This is a genomic window from Belliella pelovolcani (genome assembly GCF_900156785.1).
Classification (GTDB): Bacteria; Bacteroidota; Bacteroidia; order Cytophagales; family Cyclobacteriaceae; genus Belliella; species Belliella pelovolcani.
On the sequence record NZ_FTOP01000001.1, the window covers coordinates 143,716 to 161,027 of the forward strand.

Sequence of the window (17,312 nt, forward strand, 5' to 3'; positions counted from 1 at the left end):
TTGTTTTGTACTGGGTATTACCCATCTAATTTAACCTAATCCAATCTATTTTTTATTTAAGTGATATGTCTCTAATTAGCAGCTTGGCAGTCGCTGCTGATTTAACGTTTAACGTTTTTAACAATTAACAACTCCATCGTTAATTCAACCTGTCTCTCTCCTCTGTACTGCCACTCCTATTGGATACACGGAAGCTTTCTCCCTGTGCAAACTTATATCTCAGCGTCAATCTGACACCCTGATTACTTCTGTACTGTCTGAAGAAGGTGTCTATCTGATCAAACTGCACATCTGCTCTGATCACTTGTGTCCTCAATAGATCAGTACCATTCACCGTCAGTGTCAGCTTATCCTTGGCAAAGGACTTGGTCACCCCTGCATCAATACCACCCATGGCACCGATCGTCGCCTGACCCCAAAGCATCGGACTCATGTACATCCCTATCAATTCTGCCTTGAAACCTTTGGGAAGGATGAAGTTGTGCTGTGATCTAGCCATGTAGGAAAACTGCGACACATCCAAGAGTGCATCTCCGATTTGAGATTTCCATTGAGCATGATTCATTTGCAGCATATTGCTGGTATTCCACCAAGATGTAATCTCCACAGGTACTATGGCCCTGAAATTGATATTCTGGGACCTATCCAAATTCGCATTGAAGGTAGTAGTCGTGCGACTTTCTTGATCCTGCTCGAAGATTTGCTGGAATACATCTGTGGTCAAGGCATAGCCTAAGCTGAATTGGTAAGCGCCTTTGACCACGTGATTCATCTCAATATTATGGGCATATTGTGGTCTCAAATTTGGATTACCTCGCTCGGTGGTCAGCGGATCAATGTAGAATACAAATGGATTCAACAAGCGGTAATTAGGCCTGGTGATCCTCCTATTGGCATTGTAGATGATTTGATAGTCTTTGCTCACTTTATGCTGTACAAACATGCTCGGAAACAGGTCAAAATATCGCTGTGCATTCTCTTGTTCCAAGGTCACAGAAGTACCCAAAATATCAGAGTATTCCCCTCTCAAGCCTGCTTGGAAACTCACTTTGTCGGAGAACTTACTTTTATAAGAAGCATAGGCTGCTAGGACATTTTCTTCATAAATGAATCTGTTGCTATTTGGGTCAGGGTTAAAAGGCCCCTCTCCAATAGACCTGCTAAGGTCTAGGTCATTGTCAGATTTGACCCAGCTTCCCTTCAGACCTGTCTCCAATACGCGACCCTTTCCAAAGGGCTTGGTGAAGTCTACTTTGGCAGTGAATATGGTATAATCCATATTATTGAGGTTACGAATCCTATCAAAAGAAGCCTGATCTTCGGCATCATTGAGCCAATAGCTGTTGGATAAGGTGGCGGCAGCATCTGAATGCATCTTGGTGAAGTCTACATCTGTCGTAATCTTTGTCCCCAAGCTGTCCAATAAACCCACGTAGTGGAAGTTACCAAAAAGCCTATAGTTGCTATTCTCGCTATCATTGATAGATCTTAGGAAGTTCTGATCTGTGGTACCAGGATTGCTGACTTGTGTCAATGCCTTACTGATGTCGGTACCATTGGAACTAGAAGCTTGTACACTGACTCCCAAGCTGTGGTTTTTGTTGATTTCATAATCAGATCCTCCATTGAAAAACAGGTTCTTGCCTCTAGTAGTGATCCTGCTATCCTGATCAAAGACAGATAGACCTTCTGCCAGCTGGAAATTTCTCAAAATTTCTAAATCGTTGTAGACAGCATACTCACTGTAGTTTAGACTGGCATTATTCGTCCATTTCCCTTTTTTCACATTTACTGTCACACCAGTATTAGGAGCAAATTGACCATTATACTGTCCTCCTACATGGACATTGCCAAATACTCCATCGATATTATTTTTCTTCAACTTGATGTTGACCACCCCTGCGGCACCTTCTGCATCGAAGCGCGAACTGGGGTTGTTGATGATTTCTATACTCTTGATATTTTCAGCTGGCATCGCTCTTAGAAAATTAGCCAAGTCCGCAGCACTCATGTATGTCTGACGGTCATTGATCATCACAGTCACACCAGAGCGACCATTGAGGTTGATATTCCCTTCTTGATCTACATAGATCCCTGGGGACCTTCCAATCACATCAAGTGCGGTATTGCCTTCTGCCATCACAGTGCCTTCTATGTTGACAGTAGTCTTATCAGGCTCGATGATGACTTCAGGACGATTGGCTCTTACGGTGACTTCACCCAAGGCTGCGATTTCTTCTGTGATGCTGAGGGCTCCAAAATCCTTCTTCTCTCCTGCATTTAACTGAAAAGTCTCTGACTTGAAGGTTTCAAATCCTATGGAAGAAACCAACAGCTTAAACTCTCCCGATCGAGAGGATTCCAAAATAAAGTTTCCGGACTCATCTGTCACGGCACCAGTGATCATGGATTCGGACTGAGCGTCCACCAGCATCACATTTGCGAAGGGTAAGGCTTCGCCCTTTTGATCATGAACTTGCCCCCGAATGATGGAAATCTCTTTTGCTGCTACATTACTTACCCCTAGGAGAAAAGCAAAAAAGATGGTAAAAACTTGGATAGAAATTTTCATTGGTTTAGAAATTAATTGTGTCTGAGTTATTTGGTACAGACCAGTATGAAAAAGCAGTGCCAAGAGGGATTTTAATTTATAATGTATTGATTATCAATATATTATTTAAATTCAAAAAAATATCTTTGTTCCAATTCCGAACAGTTTGATTGTTCGCTTTGGGTACAATGGGAGTGATGAATTGTAGTGCGGGGTTCCAAATCTCAACTAGGAGTAGATTGCATCTACGCTATAATATAAATCTACACTTACGCTTTCTAAAGTTTGGTAACTTCTTATCGTAGAATAGACTAAGCGTAGATTGCATCTAAGCCAAACTATTCTGTGAATTTGTAATTCTATTTCTAAAAATATTGAATACCCTTTTATTAAAGGGGAAAGATTAGCATATATTTAAATATAGCCCCCAAATCGTGGTATGATTATATAACTAATTGATTATAAATTTGATACATAAGTATTTCTTCCAGAGAATTAAGACTTGAACAAGGGCAGCTTGACTATTATTTTGATAAACTATTTATTAAATTGAGGACATATTATTTTTTGGATACGTCTTGATATCGAAAATGATACTTCATAGAAAAGAATTTGATATGAAAAAATTAAGCAACTTATTGATTTTGGGAATGATCATGTTGGGGTCTTGTACAGAAGACGGTATACCTAATCCTCCAGTAGAAGTGGAAGCTCAGCTTACAAATACAGACGGAGAACCCACTTGGGTTTTTCAGGAAGGAGAAGATATTTTATTCGAATACTCCATAATAAACCTGACGGAGGAGACGCTCACTTGGTATTTCGACAGTCTGTTTAATTTCCAAGGGATGTTTACAGTCTATAAGGACGTAGCTCCAAATCCGGAAATGCCAAACGGGGGAGTTGTCAAAATAGGTGCTCCGCAAACAGGGAAATTGTTTAGGGATGCTAGACTAGGTAGAGTTTTACCTGAAAATGCTGAAATGAAGGTGATATTATCTTGGTTAGGAGATAGGGAATACACTTATATGTTTGATAAATGGTCTATTTTTTACCATGAAGAAAGAAATGCACTACCTCCAGGGAAGTATTTTACGGAATTTGAACAAAGGATTAACTTCGCAAAGTTCAATCCATTTTATGGGAAATTCAGGTTTGATTTTGAAATAAGGTAAATAAAGAAGATTATGAGAAAATTTTCAGTTTTATTCGCTTTAAATTTTATAATCGCCTACCAAGTTTTTAGCCAAATAAGGTTAGAATATAGTGTGGATAGAAAATTAGTGGAGGAAAGTGGTGTATATCAAACCAAGTTTAATTATCCCCGCATCAATCTACCGGAATTTGATTTTTCAGAACTGAGGGAAAAAAGTTTGAAAGCGTCTCCTAACGAACCTTTTCAATTCGGAAAGGAATTCGATTTGAAATACAAAGAGATCTAACGTCTTTTGAAGTAAGCCTTTTCGATGTCTTAGGTCAGGAAATCATCAGCAGGGCAGCAGCCACAGATGAAGCAACCCTAGACCTCAGTAAACTCAAAAAAGGGCGCTACTATATCCACATCTACTACAAAGAAGCGATCATTAGAAAACAGATCAAAGTGGAATAGGTCAGAAGAAAGGGGCGAGGAAAAAGAAGCAAGGTGAACTGTACCTTCCTGCATAATTTCAAATATTAGAACGAGACAATTCTTGAATGCTCTTTTATTAAAGAGGAAAGATTAGCATACATTTAAATATCTCCCCCAAATCGTGGTATGATTATATAAGTAATTGATTATAAATTTGAGATATGAGTATTTTTTCCAATGAATTAAGACTTGAATATGGACAGTCTGGTTAATAGTTATTGAAACTGTTTATTTAATTGAGGACATATTGGGATTTGGTTACGTCTGGTGAATATTAACATATAATCAAATGTTTAAAAAAATAAAATAATCTGGAATGAACTATATGTTATGTGCTTCATTTTATTCTATAAAAATTAGTTATGAAAAATTTATTGATTTTATTGTTTTCGATATTGATTATGGGTTTTAGTTGCACGGATAGCACTAAACCTGTAAGTAGAAATTGTCTAACTGGGGTTATAATTGGAAACGGATGTACTAATGAAGGATTTTTGATTGATGTTGCAGAACTAAAAGATAAAGAAATTGAAGTGGCCTCGGTTACAATCACCAACAAAACATATTTCAATGTAATAATGAGTCTTGGACTTCCCTATGAAGATGATTGGCAAGTTGGAGACATAATATACTTTGAAATAAGTGAAATTCCAGTTGAAAAGGATTCTTATTTCTGTCAGGATTTATATCTTACTGCACCTCCCTATAATTTGATCAAGGTTTCCAAAAATAATTGTTTATGAATAAATTTGTTTTGTTATTAGTTTGTTATATATCAGTTGTATTTGGAAACAACTTGTTTTCCCAAGATTATTACTGGTCTTCAGATAGGAAAATCTCTATCGTTAAGGATACTTCGATTTTATTAATCAAGTTTAAGGAAGATCATGATTACAAAAGTACTTGGGATTTTTTCAAAGATAACAAAACAACGCACAAGAATACCCTTATGGAGGAGAAGAAAATAGCCATAATTAATATTATTGATTATGATCCAAGTAAATTAGAAGAAATTCTTAATAAGTCTAGTTCGATAGAGTATTATACACCAATTTTTAAATCCAACAATACTCCCCTTTATCCAACTGATAAAATTATTTTAAAACCTAAATCGGCTGGGGATTTTTCTGAAATTAATCGAAAATTTAGCAACTATTTTTCATCTTTTTACAAGAACAGGTATGGGGTATATATTATAACATTAAACAATTATTCAAATTTAATACCTGTTTCGAATGAAATATACGAGAGTAATTTGACTGAATACTGCCATCCAAATTTTATAGTGGAGCTACAGCATGATAATGATCCTTTATATCCTGAACAATATTATTTGAATAATACTGGACAATTTGGTGGGACAGTTGGAATTGATATTAATGTTTTGGGAGCATGGAATAGTATTGGTACTTTTTCTAGTGAATGTAACATCAATGTCGCAATTCTTGATGATGGTGTTGAAAATCATGAAGACTTTGATGGTAGGGTTTTGGTAGGTCGTACTATTGGAAACCCTACAGGTTTTGGGGCACCTGGTGTTGGTTCGGCCCATGGGCAGGCTTGTGCAGGTATAGTTTCAGCTACGCATAATAATGAATTGGGAATTAAAGGAGTAGCACCTAATACCAATATTATACCAGTGAGGATTTTGGGTGTCGCTGCAGATTTAATTGATATAGCTGATGCAGTTGATTGGGCTTGGGACGAAGGGATGGCAGATATACTAAGTAATTCATGGGGATTAGGGCCAGGAAACTGTACTCTTACAGGGGTTGATTTTAACAATATTATTGATGCATATGATAGGGCAAGAGATCAGGGAAGGGGAGGTCTTGGTTCAATTGTGGTTTTTTCTTCCGGTAATCATGGGAGCTGCATATCATTTCCCAGAAATATTAATGGAGCTATTACTGTGGGTGCAATTAATAATAATGGGCAAATTTGGAATTATAGTAACACAGGGCCCGAAATGAACCTTGTCGCTCCATCCGGTGATACTGATTTAAATGGTAATGTTAGAACTACTGACAGAATGGGTAATAATGGATATGAAAATGGTAATTACACCAACAGATTTGGAGGCACTTCAGCAGCTGCACCTCAGGTCGCAGGTGTTGCAGCATTAATGCTCTCAGTTAACCCAAACTTGACCGAAATCCAAGTGAGAACCATTTTACAGCAAACTGCAACAGACATGGGTCCAGCCGGTTTTGATAATACTTTCGGTTATGGCCGAGTAAATGCTGAAAAAGCTGTCAAAGCAGCCCTACCCACCATCTCCGGCTCTGATTACCTATGCTCCTCTTCAACCTATTCTATTCAGAACCCATCTACTGGAAGTACAATTTCATGGTCTGTTTCTCCTACGCATCTATTTTCAGGAGCTACTTCTGGCTCAGGCGCCACAGCCAATCTCAGTCCAGCAAGCGGCGCAGCTTCAGGACAGGCTATATTGACATTTGAAGTTACGACAACATGCGGTGTCATCAATGTGGATTGTACAATTTTTGGTGGAGATCCCTTTAGAATCTATCCTAATCCCACCACTGACTACGTGACCGTCAGTAAAGTAAGCCATCAAAAACTTGGTGAAGAAATACTAAGAGATCAAACGTCTTTCGAAGTAAGTCTTTTCGATGTTGTGGGTCAAGAAATCATCAGCAGGACAGCAGCCACAGATGAAGCAACCCTAGACCTCAGTAAACTCAAAAAAGGACGCTACTATATCCACATCTACTACAAAGAAGCGATCATTAGAAAGCAAATCAAAGTGGAATAGGTCAGGAAAAATAAGCGAGGAAAAAGAAGAAAGGCAAACCGAACCTACCTGCAAAATTTCAAAGATTAGAACGAGACAATTCTTGAATGCTCTTTTATTAAAGGGGAAAGATTAGCATACGTTTATATATATCACCCAAATCGTGGTATGATTATATAAGTAATTGATTATAAATTTGAGATACGAGTATTTTTTCCAATGAATTAAGACTTGAACATGGGCAGCTTTACTTTTATTTTTTAAAACTATTTATTAAATTGAAACAGGTTAGATTTTTGACTCGTCTTAACATTATCAGGGATTAGATTACTTGAGTCAGATTCGAAAGCCATAAAAACTGTAGAAATAATGAAAAATAAAAAGATTCAATCAGTAAGAGCGTGGGGGGTTGGATTGCTGTTTTTGGTATTAATCATGATGGCTTCTTGTCAGGAAGATGCTGCTCCAGATGATGAATTGAGATGTCAGGTGGAGGCAATAGATGGCTCAGAAGACGAAGTAGTGGGAAAATGGAAATTGATAAAAGCAGAAATTCTTTTTGGTAACCCACGGAATGAAGATTACTCCTGCGATAATATAATTTATCATTATCGGAATGATGGAATCCTGAGAATAACTAACAACACTTCTGATATAAGTCATGGTTCAGGAGAGTACCCCTATGAATTTATTCCTGCTAGTTTGAGCGAGAATGGTTATCCTATTTTGAAAAGGGCGAATTCAATTTGGCCATGCCATATTGAAAAAAATAATATGACTATATATCTGATGGCTTTAGATGGTCCAATTTTACACTTTTTAAGGACTGAATAATTCTCAATTAAATTCTTCAACTATGAAAAAAATGTTTTACAGATTATATTTCCTAGCTTTATTTTTTTACTCAACATTAGGATTCTCACAAGAGAACCTTTTGTATAGGAGTATAAAAGATGCCAAGACTTTAGAAATCGACTTTCAAGTCGTATCATCTGTTTTTTCACAAACTTTGGTTGATAAGACAATCTTACACCATTTTGAAGATTCAAAAGAGATTGATTTTTTACAATACGAAAACACTGGGTTAAAAGATTTGAAAAAATTTATTTCACTGGAACTCCCACTTAGAACAGGTAAAATCCAACTGGAACTGCTTGAAGTTCCCGATTCTTTTTACAATTATGAAGTGGTGAACAGCGATGGTAAAAAGTTGCCTGCCAACAGGGATATCAAACACTACCGAGGAATTGTGAAGGACGACCCGAACAGCTTGGTAGCCATCAGTTTTATGGAAGATGAAGTTATGGGTCTGATTGCTACCGAAGAGGGTAATTTTAATCTTGCATTGGATAAAAAAAGTGGAAACCATATTTTTTATAATGACAAGAATCTAAAGAAGAAAGCGGAGTTTCAATGTGAGACACATGGTCATGGCGCGACTAATTATGATACAGAAGTACTTTCCAAATCTTCTAAAACAGCTCTTCGATCTGAAGATGAATGTGTACGTTTGTATTTCGAAACCGAACAGGACATTTTCCTAGCCAGAGGAAATGTCGCCTCGGTTGAAAGTTTTGTTACCGCAGTATTCAATCAAGTCGCTACACTTTATCAGAATGAAAATATTGAAACCACCCTTTCTGAAATTTTTGTTTGGACAACGCCAGATCCTTACACAGCAAATCAACCTGAAGATCTTTTGAATGAATTCCAAGGGCATAGAACAATATTCAACGGTGATCTTGCTCAATTACTCACATTTAGAGGCGGTAACCTTGCTGGCTGGGCAGCAGGATTCAATGGACTATGTAATACTGATGTTTCTGATAGGTTATCTGTTTCGATGATCCCCAACAACTTCGAAATTTTCCCTGTGTTTAGTGAATCTGTGTTCGTGGTTGCACATGAATTTGGACATTTGTTTGGCTCTCGCCATACTCATGCCTGTGTGTGGAATGGTAATAACACAGCTATTGATGGATGCTCGGGTTGTATGGAAAACCCAGACCCTAATTTAGGAGGATGTCAAAATTGCCCAAATCCGGGCATTCCATCGGGAGGTGGGACAATTATGAGTTATTGCGTATTTCAGAATGTTGGAGTTAACTTTAATTTAGGCTTTGGTCTTCAACCTGGAAATGTGATCAGGAATAGCGTGGCAAACGCTGATTGCCTTTGCGAATGTGTCAGCGCCACCATCTCCGGTCCCGACTTCCTCTGCTCCACATCTTCCTATTCTCTTCAAAACCCGCCTACTGGAAGTACAATTTCATGGTCTGTTTCTCCTACGCATCTATTTTCAGGAGCTACTTCTGGCTCAGGCGCCACAGCCAATCTCAGTCCAGCAAGCAGCGCAGCTTCAGGACAGGCTATATTGACATTTGAAGTTACGACAACATGCGGTGTCATCAGTGTGGATAAACGCATTTGGGTGGGTAATGCAACTGTTAATGACATCACTTTTTCCAATAGCGTAGATGAATTCCAGCATTGGTGCTCAAGTGATGATGGCAATACCTTCAGCATTAATTCTCTCCTTGATCCTGACAATACACAATGGGAAGCCAGGCTTTTGAATTGGCCGAGTTTGACTGTAGCCTATACCTCTCCTTCTGTCTATACTGGTGCTGGGCCTCATCAGTGGTTTTATGTTCCTCCTTTCCCTACTCAAAATAATGGCTACTATGTGTTTCAGGTGAGGAATATCAATGCTTGTAGCCCATCTAACTGGATACCGGGGTTTGAGGTGGAATATGTGGATTGTACAATTTTTGGTGGAGATCCTTTTAGAGTCTATCCTAATCCCACCACTGACTACGTGACCGTCAGTAAAGTAAGCAATCAAAAACTTGGGGAAGAAATACAAAGAGATCAAACGTCTTTTGAAGTAAGTCTTTTCGATGTCGTGGGACAGGAAATCATCAGCAGGGCAGCAGCCACAGATGAAGCAACCCTAGACCTCAGCAAACTCAAAAAGGGACGCTACTATATCCACATCTACTACAAAGAAGCGATCATTAGAAAACAGATCAAAGTGGAATAGGTCAGGAAAAAGGGGCGAGGGAAAAGAAGAAAGGAACTTAAAGTGGGATTACAAATCCTTCTAATCTGGTTTCGAGATTGCAAATCTCAAAAAGCTAGATGGTGATGAAAACACAAAAAAACCCTGCAAGCTGAAAGCCTACAGGGTTTGAGGTGATATCAAGCAACTTAATTATTTAGCTGCTGCAAATCTCTTACTTACTTCGTCCCAGTTGACCAAGTTCCAGAAAGCGGATACATAGTCAGGTCTTCTGTTTTGATAATTCAAATAATAAGCATGCTCCCATACATCAAGACCTAGGATTGGCGTACCCGGGCATTCCGCTACATCCATCAGTGGATTGTCTTGGTTAGGCGTAGAGCATACACAAAGTTCTTTTTTCTCATCAACACAAAGCCAAGCCCAGCCAGAACCAAATCGAGTCGCTGCTGCCTTGTTGAATTCTTCTTTGAAAGCATCAAAAGAACCAAACTTAGCATCTATAGCAGCAGCCAAATCCCCAGAAGGTTGACCTCCACCATTAGGAGCTAAGACAGTCCAAAAAAGGCTGTGATTATAGTGACCACCACCATTGTTTCTTACCGCAGCATTAGATCCTGCTACTTTCATCAATTCCTCTAGAGACTTACCTTCAAGGTCAGTTCCTGCGATGGCATTGTTCAAGTTAGTCACATAAGCATTGTGGTGCTTACCATGGTGGATTTCCATAGTTTTTGCATCAATATGCGGCTCTAGCGCATTAAAATCATAAGGTAATTTTGGAAGTTCAAAAGCCATAATGTTTTTGGTTTTATAGTTTATGATAAAATTTATTTCATTGTATACACATACATCCAATTAACCAACCCCACTTATAAATAGTTCTTTTCTGATGACAAAATGCTCATTTTCTCAACTTCTGAAAAAATTCATCCAGCAATTGCTTGGACTCAGCTGCCATCAAGCCAGCATGAACTTTGGTTTTGGGATGTAGCAAGCCCTCTGAGAATCGCGCAAAACCCCGCTTCGGATCGGATGCTGCATAATGAACCTCACCAAGCTGCGACCAAAAACTCGCTCCTGCACACATGACACATGGCTCCAAAGTCACATAAAGTTTACATTCATTGAGGTATTTGGAACCTAGTGCATTGGCGGCTGCTGTGATGGCTAGCATTTCGGCATGGGCTGTGGCATCGGTCAGCTTTTCTGTTTGATTGTAAGCCTTAGCGATTACTTTATTCCTACAGACTACGATTGCACCCACAGGGATCTCATCATCTTCAAATGCCTCCTTGGCCATCTTCATGGCCTCATTCATAAAATACTCGTCTGTATATAGTTCCATCGTATGTCAAAAATACGAGAATTGAATCAATTGTAACGAAAAAATAAAGCTTAAATCGTCCACGGTCATGTGTAGACCATCGACCGTGGACCATATTAGAATATCAACTCAAATATCTCTTTTCTCACACCTTCATTGATGATCAAGGCCAGAATCAAAGAAACCAGCAAGCCTATCAATGCACGTGTCATGTCTTTTTTAGCCAGTCTATAAGCCCTCACCAGCCTTGCCTTACGCTTCTTGAGTTTCCGCGATTTGGCTAAGGCAATTGAAAGCTCTCTACCTCCCAGCAAACCAATAAACACCCAAGTGGTACTCATCGGAACATTATTGACCATCTTAAAGTAGAACAAAATAATCGCATAGACAAAATCTACAATAGTAGCCGCTCTGACATCAGTGACCTTGGTCTTTTCATTGACTATACCTTGGATCCTGTCACCCTTGAGGTAAAATAGAAAGCCTAAGCCTAAGAATACAAATCCTGCATAGGCTACAAATTCCCATACATTCAACTGTCTCGGTAAGAATACCGCAATATTGGCAGCATCCTGCATGATCCATACTGCCCAGAGTGTCCCTGATGTAATCCATTGTAATACATACCAATAAGGCTTTGGCTTGCCTTTGAGGTAAGTTTTGACAAATTTCTCCAAAACAAACCATACCACTATAGCGATCCCAAATGCTAACAAATAGCCCAAGAAGCTTTTTTGCATCACACTGACAATCGTCCCGGCCTTGTATGTGAAAACATTAAGCAAAAGAAAAGTAGTTGACACGGGCATTCTCATCCTAGTCATGACCAGTAGGACTATAGGAGCTGCCAACTGAAGGAACACAAAACTCTGAGGTGCTTGCTCCAAACCTGGTACTTGTAATCTTTCATAGCTGACGTCACCATTGAATGTAATCCAGCTATATGTTACCGTACCAACAAAAATAACCCCCATAAACAACCATAACCAATACCACTTCCTATTCTGATTGGAAGCAATAAAGGTACCTATGGTCTGAATACTATCATTGGCAATGGCCGAGTAGGCTGCCAATGCAAAACCAAACCACATCGCCGCATATGTATATGGTGTCAGGATTCCGGCAACTGATACCAAAATAAGAATAATGACCAAAAAGGATTTTTCTTTCTTTGTAAAATCAAAAAGTGCGTAGGATGCTTTTGAGAGCGCGTCCTGATTGATGTTTTGATCTTTGAGCTTAGCCATAGTTAGGTTTTGGCGTTGAAATTTTCAAGTGCAAAGTTAAAGAAGATTATTTGGCATGAATGTTAACAAATTGTTAAGACAATGATACCATTTCTTAATACTGCAAAGTTATTGAGTCGCACTCCAAAGTCAAGCGCAAAGCGAAATTTTAATCACTCTTTCTGTAGAATCAAAAAATATAATTCTAATTTTTAATTTTAGAACCGCTTAGATTCCAAATTAATATTAACAATATCTTCATATTGATTCACCTCTTATTTCCACAATCTCCCGTTACTTTGTAGCATAATTTAGGATAGGTGAAGCCATCAGGAGCATAATCAATCAATGACAACCAACAAAGTATCTACACAACAGCCCAATAAGGCACTTTTCTTTTTGAAAATGCTCCTTGCCTTGTTGCTGTTCATGTTTGCCATAGACTTGTTGACAGTGTCTATGCTTCAGCTTAACAATGAGTTGGCCAAGGAGATTTTTCAAGCCACCAACAATCCTTTCGTAGGCCTTTTCATTGGCTTGCTGATGACTGCCCTGATTCAAAGCAGTTCCACAGTGACTGCCATGATTGTTGCAGTCGTAGCTTCAGGCAATCTTTCATTGATGCAGGCAGTTCCACTCGTCATGGGAGCCAATATAGGGACCACCATCACCAGTACCTTGGTTTCTTTTTCATTCATTATGAAAAAGGGAGAATTCAAAAAAGCACTATCAGCTGGCGTGCTGCATGATGTATTCAATATCATCACTGTAATAATTCTATTTCCTTTAGAGTTCTACTTTGGATTTTTGAGCAGCTCAGCCATGTACATCACCAACACTTTTTTTGACTCTAATAATGATTTTGAAGGTCAGTATAAGTACAATGTCCTTTTTACAAGGCCCTTATCACTGTGGGTGGTAGATTTTCTAAGACTACCGATCCTCGCATTGATTTTTAGTGTATTACTGGTATTTGGAGCTATCAAGTTACTATCTGTAACTGTCTTTCGTTCTTTCGTCTCTGATAACTATAAGAAAGTCAGCAAACATATTTTCAAATCCCCATTTGTTGCATTCATTTATGGTGTGTTTTTCACGGCTGCGGTTCAGTCTAGCACCGTCACCACTTCCTTGATCGTACCCGCAGTAGCCAATAGAAAAATCTCTTTAATCAAAGTTTTCCCCTTTATTATTGGCGCCAATATAGGCACCACCATTACCGCAGTTATTGCTGCAATCTACAAGACTGAGGCAGCCATCAGCATTGCCATTGTGCACGTACTTTTCAATTTCATCGGAGCCTTGGTGTTTATGCCTATTTCCTCAGTAAGGAACATCCCAGTAAAAATTGCCACATTCTTGGGTAAAGAGTCCGTCAAAACAAGGGTAGTTGGGTTTGCATATATTCTGCTCACCTTTTTTATCATTCCCTTTTTGTTGATCTATTTTAATAAAAACGAAGACATCTCTGCTTCACAGGCCAATCAGAAAAAAATCAATCAAACAGAAGCCCCAACAGAAAATTAATCCTGCTGGGCTTTTTGTTCCTTCACGATCTGTACACCAGAGCTTGTTCCAATTCGATCTGCTCCTGCTTCAATCAGAGCTTTGGCTTGCGCATAATTCTTAATACCTCCACTTGCTTTGATCCCCACATTGCTAGGTAGATTGGCACGCATCAAGGCGATATGTTCTACTTTTGCTCCTTCAGGAGCAAAGCCTGTTGAAGTTTTGACATAATCAACCCCTGCATCTCTACAAATCTCACAAGCTTGGATGATTTCGGAATCACTCAGATAAGCAGTCTCAATGATCACTTTGAGTATGCGCTCATGCTGATGACAAATATTGGCTAGCTTGGCCAGTTCTATTTTTGGCCAGTTCATTCCCGCTTTGAAGGCAGTAAGAGACCAGACTACATCTATCTCATCAGCGCCGTCCCTAATAGCTAGCTCTGTTTCATGCGCCTTGGCCTCACTCATGTTATACCCTAGGGGAAAACCTACTACAGTAACCAATTGGATAGGCTCCTCTCCAATTTCTCTCTTAGCCTTCTTGACCCAAAATGGTGGCACGCAAATGCCTACAAAACCATAATCCTTTGCTTCTTGCACCAGGTTTTCGATGTCTGCATCCGTGGTCAGTGGCTTCAATACAGTCTGTTCAATATATCGCTCAATGTTTTTCATTCCCTTGGCTATTTTCAGCTACAAATTCCTTCAAATATATAAACTCTAATGTCAAATCCCCTTCTTTGGCTATGGTAGCTTTTTCTATCATTTCCGATCTTGGCTTCATCAGCTCTGGGATGAAGTGCTTCATCAATTGTTCCCCAAAATCCTTAGAAGCGTCTCTAGGCAATTCGGTGGGTAAATTGTCAATAGCCATCACTGAAATACTTGTTTGCTTTCCAAATGGCGGCAGCTCTTCAAAGTGCTCCCTATCGATATCATAGACTGGATCTAATACTTTTGATGCGCGAATAGTAGTCGGTACAGAACCATGAATATCACAGGTAATATCTGCGATCACAGATATATTGAAATCATCAGAGTTGATGTCTTCAGGGCTAAAAAGCCTTGGAGCTCTATTATCCCAATAGGCCGCTGCCATCAAGATATCACTGACCTCTGCATATTTCAAGAAGTGACTTTCATACTTCTCTGGTTCATGATAAAACTCACTCCTATCAAACCCCCCATCTGTCTTCCTTCTATTATAATGCGAGGATGATAGAACTGTAAAAACAGATTCTTCAAAATAAGCATTCAAAAAATCATGTGAATCCACCTGCTTCACTCCAGCCGTTTTGAGGACCTCCACCACCCCTTTTCCAACACGTCCAGTACCTGTCACTACAATTTTGATAGGTGGAAGCTGCACTTTACGTAGTTCCTTATCCAGCTCTTCTCTATCATAGCAATCGTAGGCTCGCTTGATTTCATATAGTCCCGACTTCTTTCCATAGGTCCAAAGACCATTGTAAGCACCGACAATCCCCGCCCAGCGTCCAAAAGCAACGACCCTTTCTCCCTGGGAGTTCTTGATCACTTCATAATCAATCAACTTGATCTGCTTCTTGATGATTGCTTGAAGCAGTGCTCTATTGTAAGGTTGCTTCTTGATGGTATGAGAGAAAAACACATACGTCTTTTTATCTTTCAATTGAACTATAGGAACTTCTTTGATCCCCATAAACACATCACAATCTTCAATATCATCTGTGACCGTAATCCCCCTTGACATATATTCTATATCTTCAAATGACCTGACATCGGAGTGCTCCACTACTACTTCGAGCTGTGGATAGACGCGATGCAACTCCAAAATCTGTTCTGGCGTAAAGGCTACTCGCTTATCGGCTGGAATTTTCCCTTCCCTGATCAAGGCAATTTTCATGACAAAAGATTTTTGAGTTCTAGTATAATCGTCTCAAATCGCTCATAAAAATAGCCCCTGCCAAAGTCATGGGCTAATAAAATCATCCATGGGTTCCATCTTAAATTCAAGGTCATAGTATTTGGGTTTTATGTTCAAAAGTAAGAAATGGTGATCCTAAGATCACATCTTGCCTTCCAACTTGAAGATAGAAATAAATAAACAAGTAAGATAAAAATCTCCAAGTATCTTAAACTCAAAAAGCAAAAAAGCAGCTAAATCAGCTGCTTTTTTTTGAATTGTTTAATCCAGTCCGAGAAAATCTACATCAAACCTGAGAACAGAGTTTGGAGGTATCCTTTCATTGGTATCAGAGTCCCTATAACCCAGAGGGGAAGGAATCAAAAGCACGGCTTTGGAACCAGATCTCAATCTTCTAAACCCAAAATTGAATCCAGGTATAGCTGACCCAGTACTATTTGGCCCAGGAATGGTGAAAAGAAACACAGTGTAGCTTCTATTATCATCGAAGATATCATTGGCTCTAGCTACATCTTCAATACTTGTGTCGAAAACTGATCCATCTAATAAACTACCAATGTAATTCGTGTAAACAACACTATTGGATCCAGGCCTTGATCCTTCACCTTCTTCCTGTACAATAATCACGACCCCAGATGGATCGTGAATCCTGTAAAGGCTATCAATAGGAGTAGACAATAGATATTCATCTATTTTAACTCTATCAGCTGCTAGATTCCCATCAAAATCATACGTTGGACCGCCAAAAGGATTTTGTTGATCGCAGGAAGCTAAAACCAATAAGGTTAATACAAAAATCAAACTGTATTTATTCATCATTCTAATCATCAGATTCGTCTTCTTCTTCAAGGATGGTAGGCAATAATTCAAGTTCAAAGATTAATGGAGTATTGCCACCGATTACAGGAGGGCTTCCCGCTCTTCCATAAGCATAAAGCGATGGAATAAAGGCTAGAATCTTGTCTCCAATATCCATTTTGGATACAGCAAAATCAAAACCTGGGATTACTGAACCTGCATTGAAGGTGTATGTCAACGGTTCATAGATTCTATTGGCATTGAAAATATTATTTGCTTTTGCGACAGCTTCTTTAGAAGTATCGAAGACAACATTCTCAAGAAATTTTCCAACATAATCAACGGTCACACGCTGCCCGGGGACTGGCTTTACACCGCTTTCAGAAGTTTCCTTCCAAATGAATATAAAACCCAGACCAGGATCCCGCTCTTCCTTAACTCCAGTTACGTTATTATCGGCGATGTATTTTTCAAATGCTTGTATCTCTCTTTGAAGAATCACATCTGCATTTTCCTGATCAGAAATACAACCTGTTGCTAACAGGAAAAATGATAAAATTACAACGCTTAACCTTTTCAT

15 protein-coding genes are annotated in these 17,312 nt (G+C 39.1%); 7 read left to right on the forward strand and 8 right to left on the reverse strand.

Annotated elements, in window-relative coordinates:
* Window positions 1-139: 139 nt before the first annotated feature.
* Window positions 140-2,572 (reverse strand): outer membrane beta-barrel family protein, encoded by a 2,433-nt coding sequence (locus BW935_RS00670; protein WP_076497560.1) that lies wholly within the window; start codon window positions 2,570-2,572, stop codon window positions 140-142.
* A 596-nt stretch (window positions 2,573-3,168) separates the two neighbouring features.
* Here BW935_RS00670 and BW935_RS00675 point away from each other — a divergent pair.
* From BW935_RS00675 to BW935_RS00705, 6 genes are all read left to right on the forward strand, one after another.
* Window positions 3,169-3,726, forward strand: coding sequence for a hypothetical protein (locus tag BW935_RS00675; RefSeq protein WP_139325469.1), 558 nt, complete (start codon window positions 3,169-3,171; stop codon window positions 3,724-3,726).
* A gap of 311 nt (window positions 3,727-4,037) precedes the next feature.
* Window positions 4,038-4,160 (forward strand): hypothetical protein, encoded by a 123-nt coding sequence (locus tag BW935_RS18840; protein WP_394333605.1) that lies wholly within the window; start codon window positions 4,038-4,040, stop codon window positions 4,158-4,160.
* A 383-nt stretch (window positions 4,161-4,543) separates the two neighbouring features.
* The gene (locus BW935_RS00690; protein ID WP_139325470.1) at window positions 4,544-4,924 is read left to right on the forward strand and encodes a hypothetical protein; all 381 of its coding nucleotides are present in this window, start codon (window positions 4,544-4,546) and stop codon (window positions 4,922-4,924) included.
* The gene (locus tag BW935_RS00695) at window positions 4,921-6,960 is read left to right on the forward strand and encodes a S8 family serine peptidase (RefSeq protein WP_076497568.1); all 2,040 of its coding nucleotides are present in this window, start codon (window positions 4,921-4,923) and stop codon (window positions 6,958-6,960) included. The genes BW935_RS00690 and BW935_RS00695 overlap by 4 nt, the downstream gene beginning before the upstream one ends.
* 348 nt (window positions 6,961-7,308) lie before the next feature.
* Complete coding sequence (locus tag BW935_RS00700; protein ID WP_076497570.1) at window positions 7,309-7,773, forward strand: hypothetical protein; 465 nt, start codon at window positions 7,309-7,311, stop codon at window positions 7,771-7,773.
* 22 nt (window positions 7,774-7,795) lie between these two features.
* The gene (locus tag BW935_RS00705) at window positions 7,796-9,982 is read left to right on the forward strand and encodes a M12 family metallo-peptidase (protein WP_076497572.1); all 2,187 of its coding nucleotides are present in this window, start codon (window positions 7,796-7,798) and stop codon (window positions 9,980-9,982) included.
* Between the two features lie 171 nt (window positions 9,983-10,153).
* Here BW935_RS00705 and BW935_RS00710 read toward each other — a convergent pair whose 3' ends face one another.
* From BW935_RS00710 to BW935_RS00720, 3 genes are all read right to left on the reverse strand, one after another.
* On the reverse strand, window positions 10,154-10,759 hold the full coding sequence (locus BW935_RS00710) for a superoxide dismutase (protein WP_076497573.1): 606 nt from the start codon (window positions 10,757-10,759) through the stop codon (window positions 10,154-10,156).
* 106 nt (window positions 10,760-10,865) lie between these two features.
* Window positions 10,866-11,309 carry a nucleoside deaminase gene (locus BW935_RS00715; RefSeq protein ID WP_076497575.1) on the reverse strand — a complete coding sequence of 148 codons (444 nt, stop codon included), beginning with the start codon at window positions 11,307-11,309 and terminating at the stop codon, window positions 10,866-10,868.
* A gap of 95 nt (window positions 11,310-11,404) precedes the next feature.
* Complete coding sequence (locus BW935_RS00720) at window positions 11,405-12,535, reverse strand: hypothetical protein (protein ID WP_076497576.1); 1,131 nt, start codon at window positions 12,533-12,535, stop codon at window positions 11,405-11,407.
* Between the two features lie 327 nt (window positions 12,536-12,862).
* On the opposite strand from BW935_RS00720, the gene BW935_RS00725 reads away from it, so the two are divergent.
* Window positions 12,863-14,041, forward strand: a complete 1,179-nt coding sequence (locus tag BW935_RS00725) for a Na/Pi symporter (RefSeq protein ID WP_076497578.1) — start codon at window positions 12,863-12,865, stop codon at window positions 14,039-14,041.
* On the opposite strand, the gene deoC is transcribed toward BW935_RS00725, so the two are convergent.
* From deoC to BW935_RS00745, 4 genes are all read right to left on the reverse strand, one after another.
* Complete coding sequence (deoC, locus tag BW935_RS00730) at window positions 14,038-14,703, reverse strand: deoxyribose-phosphate aldolase (protein ID WP_076497579.1); 666 nt, start codon at window positions 14,701-14,703, stop codon at window positions 14,038-14,040. The genes BW935_RS00725 and deoC overlap by 4 nt on opposite strands.
* The gene (locus BW935_RS00735) at window positions 14,690-15,913 is read right to left on the reverse strand and encodes an NAD(P)-dependent oxidoreductase (protein ID WP_076497581.1); all 1,224 of its coding nucleotides are present in this window, start codon (window positions 15,911-15,913) and stop codon (window positions 14,690-14,692) included. The genes deoC and BW935_RS00735 overlap by 14 nt, the downstream gene beginning before the upstream one ends.
* A gap of 282 nt (window positions 15,914-16,195) precedes the next feature.
* The gene (locus BW935_RS00740; RefSeq protein ID WP_317044798.1) at window positions 16,196-16,753 is read right to left on the reverse strand and encodes an FKBP-type peptidyl-prolyl cis-trans isomerase; all 558 of its coding nucleotides are present in this window, start codon (window positions 16,751-16,753) and stop codon (window positions 16,196-16,198) included.
* Window position 16,754: 1 nt separating this feature from the next.
* The gene (locus BW935_RS00745; RefSeq protein WP_076497583.1) at window positions 16,755-17,312 is read right to left on the reverse strand and encodes an FKBP-type peptidyl-prolyl cis-trans isomerase; all 558 of its coding nucleotides are present in this window, start codon (window positions 17,310-17,312) and stop codon (window positions 16,755-16,757) included.